General features: G+C 33.9%; 14 protein-coding genes. 8 read left to right on the top strand and 6 right to left on the bottom strand.

The features are described from left to right. Window positions 1–297 precede the first annotated feature (297 nt). The 6 genes from CXF59_RS15450 (at window position 298) to CXF59_RS11760 (ending at window position 4,859) form a co-directional block, all read left to right on the top strand. Window positions 298–597, top strand: a complete 300-nt coding sequence (locus tag CXF59_RS15450) for a hypothetical protein (protein ID WP_232758842.1) — start codon at window positions 298–300, stop codon at window positions 595–597. Between the two features lie 233 nt (window positions 598–830). Then, window positions 831–1,352 (top strand): hypothetical protein, encoded by a 522-nt coding sequence (locus tag CXF59_RS15445; protein ID WP_232758840.1) that lies wholly within the window; start codon window positions 831–833, stop codon window positions 1,350–1,352. A 12-nt stretch (window positions 1,353–1,364) separates the two neighbouring features. Next, window positions 1,365–3,161, top strand: a complete 1,797-nt coding sequence (locus CXF59_RS15440) for a TonB-dependent receptor domain-containing protein (RefSeq protein WP_232758838.1) — start codon at window positions 1,365–1,367, stop codon at window positions 3,159–3,161. A 198-nt stretch (window positions 3,162–3,359) separates the two neighbouring features. Continuing rightward, entirely contained in the window at window positions 3,360–3,698 is a 339-nt protein-coding gene (locus tag CXF59_RS11770; RefSeq protein WP_101137958.1) for a fasciclin domain-containing protein, read from the top strand. Window positions 3,699–3,850: 152 nt separating this feature from the next. Next, window positions 3,851–4,273 carry a hypothetical protein gene (locus CXF59_RS11765; RefSeq protein WP_101137957.1) on the top strand — a complete coding sequence of 141 codons (423 nt, stop codon included), beginning with the start codon at window positions 3,851–3,853 and terminating at the stop codon, window positions 4,271–4,273. A gap of 85 nt (window positions 4,274–4,358) precedes the next feature. Continuing rightward, complete coding sequence (locus tag CXF59_RS11760; RefSeq protein ID WP_101137956.1) at window positions 4,359–4,859, top strand: septal ring lytic transglycosylase RlpA family protein; 501 nt, start codon at window positions 4,359–4,361, stop codon at window positions 4,857–4,859. On the opposite strand, the gene CXF59_RS11755 is transcribed toward CXF59_RS11760, so the two are convergent. Beyond that, entirely contained in the window at window positions 4,860–5,330 is a 471-nt protein-coding gene (locus CXF59_RS11755; protein WP_101137955.1) for a CYTH domain-containing protein, read from the bottom strand. A 214-nt stretch (window positions 5,331–5,544) separates the two neighbouring features. Here CXF59_RS11755 and dinB point away from each other — a divergent pair, with 214 nt between their 5' ends. Both dinB and CXF59_RS11745 read left to right on the top strand, forming a co-directional pair. Beyond that, complete coding sequence (gene dinB, locus CXF59_RS11750) at window positions 5,545–6,627, top strand: DNA polymerase IV (protein ID WP_101137954.1); 1,083 nt, start codon at window positions 5,545–5,547, stop codon at window positions 6,625–6,627. A gap of 92 nt (window positions 6,628–6,719) precedes the next feature. After that, a complete protein-coding gene (locus tag CXF59_RS11745) occupies window positions 6,720–7,235 on the top strand; it encodes a PAS domain-containing protein (RefSeq protein WP_101137953.1) in 516 nt (171 codons plus the stop codon). Between the two features lie 51 nt (window positions 7,236–7,286). Here CXF59_RS11745 and CXF59_RS11740 read toward each other — a convergent pair whose 3' ends face one another. From CXF59_RS11740 to fabF, 5 genes are all read right to left on the bottom strand, one after another. Next, window positions 7,287–8,060: a Bax inhibitor-1/YccA family protein gene (locus CXF59_RS11740; protein ID WP_101137952.1), complete on the bottom strand. Its 774-nt coding sequence runs from the start codon at window positions 8,058–8,060 to the stop codon at window positions 7,287–7,289. A gap of 103 nt (window positions 8,061–8,163) precedes the next feature. After that, window positions 8,164–9,594 carry a pyruvate kinase gene (gene pyk, locus CXF59_RS11735; protein ID WP_101137951.1) on the bottom strand — a complete coding sequence of 477 codons (1,431 nt, stop codon included), beginning with the start codon at window positions 9,592–9,594 and terminating at the stop codon, window positions 8,164–8,166. A 5-nt stretch (window positions 9,595–9,599) separates the two neighbouring features. After that, the gene (locus CXF59_RS11730; protein WP_101137950.1) at window positions 9,600–10,088 is read right to left on the bottom strand and encodes an IPExxxVDY family protein; all 489 of its coding nucleotides are present in this window, start codon (window positions 10,086–10,088) and stop codon (window positions 9,600–9,602) included. A gap of 114 nt (window positions 10,089–10,202) precedes the next feature. Beyond that, window positions 10,203–10,943, bottom strand: coding sequence for a ribonuclease III (gene rnc / locus CXF59_RS11725; protein ID WP_101137949.1), 741 nt, complete (start codon window positions 10,941–10,943; stop codon window positions 10,203–10,205). A 5-nt stretch (window positions 10,944–10,948) separates the two neighbouring features. After that, window positions 10,949–12,202 (bottom strand): beta-ketoacyl-ACP synthase II, encoded by a 1,254-nt coding sequence (gene fabF / locus CXF59_RS11720; protein ID WP_101137948.1) that lies wholly within the window; start codon window positions 12,200–12,202, stop codon window positions 10,949–10,951. Between the last annotated feature and the right edge of the window lie 21 nt (window positions 12,203–12,223).

The raw sequence follows: 12,223 nt of genomic DNA, 5'->3' as shown, positions 1-12,223 counted from the left end.
ATTAATATGTTATTACACCTAAATCCTAATATGTTATTCTTGCTTTTTCATAGTATGCTTCATCCATTACTCTTATTAGTGGAGATCGTAATTATCAACTCAACTATAGCCAATTTAATAGTTACAGCTAAATTTATTGTTTTTACAAGCAGTGACTCCAAATGTTGTGTGAGCTTTAGTATGGACTCTTTTAGGAGCAAATAGATTTGTGAATATTTTTTTTAACACTATTTTTAAGGATTAATGTATGTACACTAAGGCAACAAAGTAAAAACGAATTCCACAATTACTAGTATTATGTTGCCTTACGATATAGAAAGCGATTACGGAATGTCAAGCTCGGCTACTTCTTCTGCTTCAATTCCTAAGCTGCCATCATTGTCAAGAAATATAGCTGACTTTGCAAGGTTAACTCCGCAGGCACAGATTAGTGGAGATGATGTTTTGTCTATTGGAGGTCAAAATAATAGGTATAATGCGATCTATATTGATGGAGCTGTTAATAATGATTTTTTGGATTATCTTCGAACGGTACTAATGGCGGTCAAACGGAAGTTAGCCCAATATCTCTTGATCCAATTGAACAATTCCAAGTAAGTGTTTCTCCATTTGATGTTAAATTATCTGGATTTGCAGGAGGCGCAATTAGTGCTATTACTCGTTCTGGATCAAATAATTTTGAAGGATCTACTTATTTTTTCTACAGAGATCAAGCATTAGCAGGGAAAACTCCTCCAGAAGCTGGAAGTACTAGTACAAGAGAAAAATTAGCTGACTTTTCTGCTCAAACTTATGGTGTAAGAGCCGGTGGTGCTATTACAAAAAATAAATTGTTTTATTTTATCAATTACGAAAGACAAGATAATGCTACACCAAATCCTTTTGATATCAAAGATTATTTAGGGAACAGTGGCGCTAGAATACCAGAACTTGTAAATTACTTAGGAGATAATTATAATTATAATCCAGGTTCTTTTACTAATAATATAAGTACATTAGTAAGTGATAAGTTGATTGCTAAAATAGATTGGAATATTAATGACAACCATAAATTATCTGTTAAAAATAGTTATGTAAAAGCAACTAATTTTTCACCAAATAGATCTTCTTCAAGAGGTATAAATTTCTTGAATGGTTCTCAAAACTTTGTTTCTACAACAAATTCTACAGCGCTTGAATTAAATTCACGTTTCAGTAATAAATTCTCAAATAATTTAGTGATCGGTTATACAGTAGTAGATGATAACAGAGACCCTATTGGTGATCCTTTTCCTAGTGTAGAAATCATTGATGGTTCAGGAAGGATGTATTTTGGAGCTGAGGCATTTTCAACCGCAAATTTATTAAAGTAAAGAATTCTTACAGTGTCTGACAACTTTGAAATCAATGTAGGGAAACATAATATTTCGATAGGAACTCACAATGAATTTTCTTACGCTAAAAATGTGTTTGTTGGAAGAAACTTTGGTTATTACAGGTATAGCACTCTGCAAGACTTTTTGGATGACGCTAAACCAGATAGATACTGTTTAGGGTATTCATTATTTGGTGGTTCAGGGGATGACTCTCAAGGAGCTGCAGAATTTAATGTTACCCAATTTGGGGCTTATATTCAAGATAATTTTAAAATTACTAATAACTTTAAACTTTCTTACGGTTTAAGAGTTGATGTACCGGTTTGGGATAAAGGGACTGTAAATAGTGATTTAAAAACTAGAACGATACCTTTGTTAAACGCTGCAGGTAAAAATCTTCAAGGTGCAATAGTTGGTGATAGAATAGCTACTACAGCTCATTATTCTCCTCGTGTTGGATTTAATTATGATTTAAATGGAGACAGAGTTACTCAATTTAGAGGAGGTCTAGGTATTTTTACTTCTAGATTACCTTTAGTATGGCCAGGTGGTGCATATAATAATAATGGAGTTTCTCAAGGTGCAATTGATATTAGTAAGGGAACGCCTAATTTCAATCCAGATACAAGTGTAGAAAGCCAGCTTAATAATAACGGTACTGCTCTAGGTCCATTGCCTGGAAGTGGAAAGCTGGGAGGAAATGTTGATTTGTTTGCTAAAAACTTCAAATTACTTCAAGTGTTTAAAGCGAGCTTTGCAGTAGATCAAAAATTGCCAGCAGGATTTGTGGTTTCTGGTGAGATTATTTATAACGATAATATATCTGCGGTTACTTATGAAAACGTAAATCTTGGTAATTCAACCTCAAATTTAATTGGAGCTGATACAAGACCAAGATATAATGAAAGAAATAACCGTATTGATAATACGTACGTTGGTATTTTCTTAGGTTCAAATACAAGCGCAGGTAAAGCTTGGAACTCATCAATCACAGTAACTAAAAATTTCGCATCTGATCTTGTTGATGCTAATATTTCTGCAACTTATGCCTATGGGAAATCTACTGTATTGTTAGATGCTACATCTTCTCAAAACAGTTCTCAGTGGAATAACATTGAAACAGTAAATGGTTCTAATGCAATTGATAGAATTTCAAGATCTGATTTTGATCAGGGACATAGATTTTTGAGCAATTCGTCTGTAAAATTCAAGTGGTCTGAAAATATGAAAACTACAATTGGACTTTTCTACGAAGGATCTCAAGGATCACCGTTTAGTTATGTTTACAATGATAGAGGAAACTTGCTGCAAGATACATTTAGTTCTTCAGCATTGATTTTCGTGCCGGGTAATAGAGCAGATATAAACTTAGTTTCAAATTCAAATTTTACAGCTGATCAACAGTGGGAAGCACTTAGTGCTTTTATAGAAGGAGATAGCTACTTAAGAGGCCGTAAAGGTAAGTATGCTGAAAGAAATGCCGATCGTTTAAAGTGGAGTCATGTTGTTGATTTAAAATTAGCACATGAATTCTCAATAAATGTTAACAAAAAGAGTCACAAGATAGAGTTGACAGCTGATGTGTTTAACTTCACTAATCTACTTAACAAAAATTGGGATAAGAGATATTTTGTATCATTTGGTCAAGTTCAGTTACTTGAACAAAAAGGATTCTTAGCAGATAAAACGACACCAACATTTAGTTTTGATCCTAATAATGCCAATAGAATCAATCAAGTTGATGATTTAGGATTGCAATCTTCAAGATGGCAAATGCAAGTTGGTGTGAGATATTCTTTCGAATAATTCTATTTTTGATATCAAATTTTTTATTCTTAAAAGCCTTCATTTCGATTAGAAATGAGGGCTTTTTTGTTTAGTAATATTTGTATTTTAAAAAACAGGCTAGTAGTACAAAGCTCTCATTGAGTTTGTTTGTATTTTGCTAGTTGTAGTCGTATTTAGTCTTTTTACTAGGATAGTTGCTATAAAAATATAGTAATTATGACATGTGAACGGAGTATTCTTGAATTGATGGATGCAGGAGATGAATTTAAAATTATATCAGGGATTAACAGAAAAACGGGCGGTCAAGTAACAAATATTTTGAAATATCATGTAGAGAATGGAAATAGAGCTCCAAGTTCAACTACTTCATACTCTACTTCTGCTGACGTTTTGATTACAACTTTATATACGCCTAATAAATTTACAATTTTAGTTGGTACTGTAAAAATTAACGATGTAGTAGGGACTACTAATGGTACAATTAAAACGTTTAATATTCAAGGTACTAATGTAGTAATTCAAGTAGTAGATAAAGTATTACATCCATTTTTGTAGGACTTTAATCTAAATTTATAAAAACTGCCTAAAATTAATTTTAGGCAGTTTTTTATATAATATTAATTAGGCAGCCACTTTAGCTTATAGCAATAAGTGGTTTTTTACACCTTTTTTGTTTATATTTGTTTTTAAAAAATAACATTTACTTTATGTACGAATTTATTCAAAAGTTTCATTCAGGTTGGGCTTATATCGCTCTTTTATTATTGGTGATTGCAGTAGTTAATGCTTTTATTGGGATGTTTTCCAAAAAAGAATTTACTGCCAAAGACAGAAAAATTGCAGTTTTCGGATTGATAGGAACGCATACTCAATTATTAATCGGATTGATTTTGTATTTTGTTTCTCCGCTTGGTTTTGCTTCATTGGGACAAATGTCTGATAAAGCATTGCGATTGACTTCGTTAGAGCATCCTTTAATTAATATTATTGCGATTGCATTAATCACCATAGGATGGACAAAACACAAAAAATTGACAACAAGTGACTTTAAATTTAAGACCTTTTCTATTTTTTACGGATTGGGATTATTGCTTATATTGAGTAGAATTCCATGGTCAATGTGGTTCTAAAAAATCATAAAAAAGCCCTATTTATAGGGCTTTTTTCATCAAGGTATGGTTTTTGTTTAAACAGATTCGAACTAAAAAGTTAATAATGAGAAAATCAATAACAGTCCTATTTTTATTTACAATTGTTGCATTGGTGAGTAGTCAAAGCCAAACTATAAATAATCAAAAAACGTTAATTCAACAATCTGCCATTCCAAAGACTATAGCATCCAAAGACACTATTAAAAAGTCCAAAGTAGTAATACTTCAGCAAGAAGTCAAAAAAGATACGATAGGTGAATTAGTCGTGTACAAAAAAGATGCCCATGCCTCGTATTATGCTGATAAGTTTCACGGTAGGAGAACAGCTAGTGGGGCATTATTTGATAGGAATAAATATACTGCTGCTCATAAAAAACTTCCTTTTGGAACTAAATTAAGAATTACGAATCAAGGTAATGGACGATCTGTTATCGTAGAGGTAACTGACAGAGGACCGTTTGTAAAATCCAGAAATATTGACCTTTCTAAAAAAGCGTTCATGGAAATAGCAAAAAACAAAGGCGCAGGGGTTATGACGGTAACGATTGAGGTTTTTAAAAAATAATTAGCTCCAATTTACAAATGGATTGTTGCTTAAATTAGAGTTGTAATAGCGATTGTCATTCGTCACTTCTTTTCCTAGCCAGCTTGGTTTTTCAAAATTTTCACTTTCAGACTGAAGCTCTATTTCGGCAATAACTAAGCCCTTATTTTCGTCGTAAAATTCATCTATTTCATACGTGTGGCTGCCTACTTTTACTTCAAAGCGAGTTTTGTCAATAACCCCTTTTTCGCACAGTAACAGTAGTTTTTCGGCATCGGTTACAGGAATTTCTTTTTCCCACTCAAAACGGGACATACCCGTCTCGTTTGACGCTCCTTTTATCGTTATGTAGGCTCTGTCCCCTTTTATTCGAACTCGAACTGTCCGTTCAGGAATTGAGCTTAAATAGCCCTGTTTAATGCGGTTTTGAGAAAAAGCTTCTTCTTTAAATAGATCTGATGTGACTAAAAATTTTCGTTCTATTTCTATCATTTGAAATTATATTTTTTTTTTGTAGTAGTAGCTTATTACGATTGTACATTACATTCTTTTATTTTTTAATCTGAAGTAAATTCAGGTTACAGAAAAAATAATAGGAATACCCCTTTTTCCGACGCTTCTGGACTGGACTATGAGGAATTCAAATGTATCAAATATTTATAGTCCAATAGAATGTTTTAATAGAAAACCTATTTAAATTTGTATCATGTCCGAGATCACTTCAAATAGAAAAATTATACACATCGACATGGACGCTTTCTACGCGTCTGTTGAGCAAATGGATAATCCTTCCTTGCGAGGGAAACCTGTCGCTGTTGGTGGTTCTGAAAATCGAGGTGTTGTTGCGGCAGCGAGTTATGAAGCAAGGAAATTTGGCGTCAGAAGTGCTATCAGTGGATTTATGGCAAAGAAAAACTGTCCTGAACTTATTTTCGTCAGTCCGCGATTCGATCGCTACAAAGAGATTTCGAGCAAAATTCATACCATTTTTAGGGAATATACTGATATGGTGGAACCGCTTTCACTGGACGAAGCTTATTTAGACGTTACCAAAAATAAAAAAGGAAACCCTAGTGCCAGTCTGTTGGCGGAAGAAATTCGTTTGCGTATTTTTAATGAAGTAGGGCTAACCGCATCAGCAGGAATATCAGTGAATAAATTTGTTGCTAAAATCGCCAGTGATTACAACAAACCCAATGGACAAAAAACAGTAAATCCAGAGGATGTAATTGATTTCTTGGAAGAGTTACCCATTCGTAAATTTTATGGTGTTGGAAAAGTGACTACCGAAAAAATGTATCAATTGGGAATATTTACGGGTGTTGAGTTAAAAAGCAAAACTTTGGAATTTCTGGAAAAACATTTTGGGAAATCAGGAAGCTTCTATTATAATGTAGTGCGGGGGATTCATAATAGCGAGGTGAAATCAAATCGAATTACGAAATCAGTCGCTGCGGAGCATACTTTTGATATCAATCTTTCGTCAGAGATATTTATGATGGAGCAACTTGAACATATTGCAAATACATTAGAGATAAGACTTAAAAAACAAAATATTTCTGGTAAAACGGTTACTTTGAAAATAAAATACAGTGATTTTACTCAACAAACTAGAAGTAAAACCTTACCTTATTTTATTTCTGACAAGGGTTTAATCTTAGAAACGATAAAAGAACTTTTGTATCAGGAACGCATGAAAGATTCCGTGCGATTGCTAGGGATTTCCTTAAATAATTTAAATACAGAGCTAAAGAAAGCTGTCGTGGTACAGTTGAAATTTGCTTTTTAAGTGGCACTTAATCATCTTCAACAATAGTTAAATGATGTGAAATAGTGTTTTATTTTTTTAATTAAAATTATATTTGCTCTAAAATAGTTTCTATGATAGATTTTAAACAATACGATATCGCACTCGCAAAGTATTATAATAGCCTTGATATTGCTGTTACACCTGTTATGTCATGGAACTTTCACCGTGAGTACTTAGATGAAGTAAAGAAAATCTATGAAGATTGTAATAAACTAAGTGTAATTGCAAGTAATAGTAAATGGACAGAAAATGATTGGGATTTCAAAAACATGCTGAAAGAGGAAGTAGTCATCGTTACTGACGCTAAATTAGAAATCGTGTTTGCGTCACATAATATGACTAAAATGAATGGATATATAGAAAAAGAAGTGATAGGGAAAAGCCCGAAAATGTTTCAAGGGGACAACTCTAATTTAACAACTTCTAGTGAAATCCGACAAGCAATCCAGTTACAGCAACCTTTTGAGAAAACAGTTGTGAATTATAATAAGAATGGTGAAATCTATATATGTCTTATCAAAGGGTTTCCAGTATTTAATTTAAAAGGGAAATTATCTCATTTTATAGCTTTTGAAAAAGCAGCATAAAAAAACCCTTTCCAGCAATGGAAAGGGTTTTTTTTTAATGTCAAATTTTGATTAGTCGTTACTTGAAAGTTTAGAAAGCAATCTTAAAAACTCAATGTATAACCAAACAAGAGTAATCATTAGTCCCATCGCGCCAAACCACTCCATATATTTAGGCATTTTTTGTTCCACACCTTTTTCAATTCTATCAAAGTCCAAGAATAAATTCAAAGCGGCGATGATAATTACAAATACACTAATTCCTATACTCATCATCGAATTGCCATGGTGAACAGGTGCAAAGCTAGTAAACATCGAAACTACCCACGAAATAATGTAATAAGTGGCAATAGCAAGAGTGGCCGCCACTACAACTGATTTAAACTGCTCTGTTACTTTTACAATTCTATATTTATATAATCCCAAACAGACTGCAAATGTTACGAATGTTGCGCCAACCGCCTGTATTACAATTCCAGGATATTTAGCTTCAAAAATAGCAGAGATTCCACCAATAAACAGACCTTCGAATAAGGCATATCCAGGCGCTAAATAAGGGGAGTATTGTGGTTTGAAGGCAGCAATAACTACCAGAACTAATCCTGCTATAGCGCCGCCAATTGCCGGTACTATGGGATTTGTGCCATTAAATGCCATCCACCAAATCACCATGGCAGAGGCAGTAAGCAACAAAAATAACAGTAATGTTTTATTCATTGTGCCTGACAAAGTCATTTCTTGGTCGTAACCAATAACAGAGGCATGGTGCACTTCTTCTTTTCTTGATGCTGTTGTAGCTGAAAAAGATTTATTAGTTAAAAACGGATTTTTAGTTTTATAATTCATCTTAAGTAAAATTTATTTTTGCAAAGGTAAAATAAAATTAAGCACAAAAAAACCGTCCTGTTTAATTTCTGACAAGACGGTTTCTGATATACTATAATTTTGATTATTCTATTTCTGAAACTCTCATGGTATTGACCATTCCTTTTTCTTTAATAGGCATTGCGGCTAAATTGATAAGGAAATCACCTTTAGATACGTATCCTTTTTCTCTTGCGATTTCATTAACATCAGTTACGGTGTCATCAGTACTTACGATCTTATCATAGTAATATGATTTTACTCCCCATAACAAACTCAGTTGTGTAACGATTCTTTTGTTTGATGTAAACACTAATATATGTGCTGATGGTCGCCAAGCAGATATTTGAAATGCCGTATAACCACTATTTGTCAAAGTGCAAATTGCTTTCGCTTTGATTGCGTCAGCCATAATTGCAGCATGACGACAAATTGTTTTAGTGATAAAACGCTTTGTTTTTATTTGCGGTGTGTTCTGAGGCACTTGAATTAACGGAGAGTCTTCAACAGCTTTAATAATCTGTGTCATCTTCTCGATTACTTGTACGGGATAATTACCTGTAGCAGTTTCTCCTGAAAGCATTACGGCATCCGAACCATCCATTACGGAGTTGGCAACGTCATTTACTTCAGCTCTTGTCGGAGTTAAACTAGTAATCATTGTCTCCATCATTTGAGTAGCGACAATAACTGGAATTCGCGCCATTTTTGCTTTGCGAATCAATTCTTTTTGAACTAAAGGTACTTCATGTGCAGGAAGTTCAACCCCAAGGTCACCACGAGCTACCATTAATCCATCACAATAAGCAACGATTTTATCTATATTTTCTAATGCTTCCGGCATTTCGATTTTGGCAATAATCGGAATTTTATAATCGGAATGTTCCGCAATCAGATTTTGTAGGTCTTTTAAATCTTGAGGTGTTTTTACAAAAGAAAGTGCAATCCAATCTACTTTTTGTTCAATGGCAAAAATAGCATCAGCAATATCTTTTTCTGTCATTGCAGGAAGAGATATTTTTGTATTAGGTAGGTTTACCCCTTTTTTAGACTTCAATTCTCCACCTTGTATTACTCTGGCAATTACTTCTGTGTTTTTGTCAGTTTCGACAATTTCGAAAATAAGTTTTCCGTCGTCCAATAAAATTCTTTCTCCGGGATTAACATCATTTGGAAAGTTTTTATATTTCATGAACACTTTTTGTGCCGTTCCAAGAATGTCTTCAGCCGTTGTAAACGTAATTAAATCACCGTCATGTACCACAACTCCTTCATTCATTACTCCTACACGAAGCTTTGGTCCTTGTAAGTCTCCAAGTATTGCCGTTGTGTATCCATACTCATCATTAAGATCTCTAATGATTTTCATTTTTTCTTTGACATCAGCATAATCGGCGTGAGAAAAATTTACTCTAAACACATTTACTCCTGCGTCAATCATGTCTTTTATAATCTCTCTTGTACTACATGCAGGCCCTAGTGTCGCTACAATTTTGGTTTTTTTGTTTGAAATCATTTGTGTTAAAAAATTAAATTGTTTTTTGATTTTATTTGATTTGTATCTACAGTATAAACAGCGGATATGCTATCAATGGTATTTAATATTGTTCTTATTTTTGAGACATTCATCGTGTCTTCTGTGTGTTCAATTTTTAAAAAATAATCTGCTTTTTTAAATTCTGGAAGTAAGTACACTTTTGTAGAAATTTCCAGTGCTATATGTGAAAATAAATTTTGGACAGGATCTTTTTTTTGTTGCGATACTTCGTTTTTGTTTTGAATCAAATTCCAGGAAATTACATTTTCTGAATCATAATAATAAAATCGGGAAAATTTTGTCTCTCCTTCTTTTATGCTGATTTGAACTTCATCCTTACTTTTACCTAAGTTTATAGGAAGCTTTTGGTTGATGAAATAGGCTATTCGATAATCCTCCAATGAAGTATGTATAGCAATAAGATGGTAATCTACTTCGTCAAATTCGCCAAGATTCAGTTTATGAATTGCCATTTGATGATAAAATAAGTTGTAAATGTAATGTATCCAAATAAGTTATGATGTACTAATTCAGGTTGTTTTGTTTAATTTGCTAACGAAAACGTAATAGCTTTATATAAATAGATGTTATTTCTTATCTATTTTTTCCTGTAGAGCAAAATAGGTGCGCTGAGATGCTTTTTCTTCTGCTTTCTTTTTTGAGGTAGCTCTTGCTTTTGCAATTACTTTACCGTCGATACTTAATTTTACGCCGAAGAAACGTGTCCCGTCTATTCCGTTGTCTTCATAAATATCATAATGAAATATTTTTTTCTCTTTTTGACACCATTCTATAACCAAGCTTTTGTAGCTGATTACTTTTCCTTCTAAGCGGGAAATATCCACATAGGGAACAATTACTCTTTTTTGAATGAATTTTTCGCAGTATTCATAACCTCTATCTAGGTAAATTGCTCCTATTAAAGACTCAAAAATATTGCCGTGTATGTTTTCTCCAAAATGCTGTACAGGAACCTTACTTTCGATAAACCGAATTAGATTTAAATCTTTACCTAATTCATTCAAGTGTTCTCTGCTGACAATTTTTGAACGCATTTTGGTGAGGTAACCTTCGTCTCCTTGCGGTGCTTTGTTAAACAGATGAGCTGCAATCACTGAGCTTAACATGGCGTCTCCTAGAAATTCCAATCGTTCGTAATTAATGGGGTGCCCTTCAGTATTAAGCTTACTAGTGGAACGGTGCGTAAATGCTTTTCTGTAGTGATCTATGTTCTTAGGGGAGAAGCCTAAAATAGTTTGAATGGAATCAAAAAAAATCCCGTCTTCTACTGAACGGGATTTTGAAAATATTTTTTTTATTATATTCATTTAGATTACAAGTCTAATTTTTTAACTAATACACAAGCATTATGTCCACCAAAACCAAACGTATTGCTCATGACAACATTCATTTCTCTTTTTTGTGCAACATTAAAAGTGAAGTTCAGTTTATGGTCAATATTTTCATCATCTGTAAAATGATTTATTGTTGGAGGAACTATTCCGTATTTCATAGAAAGAATAGAGGAGATAGTTTCAACAGCTCCAGCCGCACCTAAAAGGTGACCAGTCATGGATTTTGTTGAATTTAAGTTCATTGTGTAGGCGTGTTCACCAAATACATGTGTGATTGCTTTAGATTCTGCTAAATCTCCCAGCGGAGTCGAAGTACCGTGCATGTTGACTCCGTCAACATCTGTCGGTTTTAATCCCGCATCTCTCAAGCAGTTTAGCATTACGTTTTTCGCACCTAACCCATCAGGATGGGGTGCTGTAATGTGATAAGCATCAGCAGACATACCTCCACCACCAATTTCGCAATAAATAGTTGCGCCACGAGCGATTGCGTGTTCGTACTCTTCAAGAATTAATGCTCCCGCACCTTCCCCTAAAACAAAGCCGTCTCTGTCTTTGTCCATTGGTCTGGAAGCCGTTTTTGGATCATTATTTCTTGTGGATAATGCATGCATGGCATTAAATCCACCCATACCTGCTATTGTTACTGCAGCTTCAGAACCTCCGGTTACCATTACATCTGCATGTCCTAATCTAATATAGTTAAACGCGTCAATTATTGCATTTGTAGAAGAAGCACAAGCTGAAACAGTTGCGAAATTAGGTCCTCTAAAGCCATATTTTATTGAAATATGACCGCAAGCGATATCCGAAATCATTTTTGGAATAAAGAAAGGGTTGAATTTTGGAGTACCATCACCCGCAGCAAAGTTCAACATTTCTATTTGAAAAGTTTCTAATCCACCGATACCTGATCCCCAAATTACTCCTGCTCTGTCCTTATCCAGTTTCTCAAAATCAAATCCAGCGTCAGTCACAGCTTCTTCAGAAGCAACCATGGCATATTGCGCATATCGGTCCATTTTTCTGGCTTCCTTTCTGTCTAAAAAATCTTCAGCATTAAAGTTCTTTAATTCGCATGCAAAATGAGTTCTAAATTTAGCAGGATCAAAATAAGTTATTGGGGCAGCTCCGCTAACACCGTTGATAAGAGCATTCCAATATTCTTGAACATTATTTCCAATAGGAGTAAGAGCTCCTAAACCCGTCACAACAACTCGCTTTAATACCATAACGTATATATTTTGTTATCT

The organism is Flavobacterium sp. ALD4, assembly GCF_002836475.1.
Classification (GTDB): domain Bacteria; phylum Bacteroidota; class Bacteroidia; order Flavobacteriales; family Flavobacteriaceae; genus Flavobacterium.
This window is presented reverse-complemented; position numbering and strand designations above follow the sequence as displayed.

Coding starts and splice junctions, on each gene's coding strand:
- rnc (WP_101137949.1), bottom strand. CDS start 10,943: ATGAATATAATAAAAAAAATATTTTCAAAATCCCGTTCAGTAGAAGAC.
- CXF59_RS11760 (WP_101137956.1), top strand. CDS start 4,359: ATGAGAAAATCAATAACAGTCCTATTTTTATTTACAATTGTTGCATTG.
- CXF59_RS15450 (WP_232758842.1), top strand. CDS start 298: ATGTTGCCTTACGATATAGAAAGCGATTACGGAATGTCAAGCTCGGCT.
- pyk (WP_101137951.1), bottom strand. CDS start 9,594: ATGATTTCAAACAAAAAAACCAAAATTGTAGCGACACTAGGGCCTGCA.
- CXF59_RS11745 (WP_101137953.1), top strand. CDS start 6,720: ATGATAGATTTTAAACAATACGATATCGCACTCGCAAAGTATTATAAT.
- CXF59_RS11765 (WP_101137957.1), top strand. CDS start 3,851: ATGTACGAATTTATTCAAAAGTTTCATTCAGGTTGGGCTTATATCGCT.
- CXF59_RS11730 (WP_101137950.1), bottom strand. CDS start 10,088: ATGGCAATTCATAAACTGAATCTTGGCGAATTTGACGAAGTAGATTAC.
- CXF59_RS11770 (WP_101137958.1), top strand. CDS start 3,360: ATGACATGTGAACGGAGTATTCTTGAATTGATGGATGCAGGAGATGAA.
- fabF (WP_101137948.1), bottom strand. CDS start 12,202: ATGGTATTAAAGCGAGTTGTTGTGACGGGTTTAGGAGCTCTTACTCCT.
- CXF59_RS11740 (WP_101137952.1), bottom strand. CDS start 8,060: ATGAATTATAAAACTAAAAATCCGTTTTTAACTAATAAATCTTTTTCA.
- CXF59_RS11755 (WP_101137955.1), bottom strand. CDS start 5,330: ATGATAGAAATAGAACGAAAATTTTTAGTCACATCAGATCTATTTAAA.
- dinB (WP_101137954.1), top strand. CDS start 5,545: ATGTCCGAGATCACTTCAAATAGAAAAATTATACACATCGACATGGAC.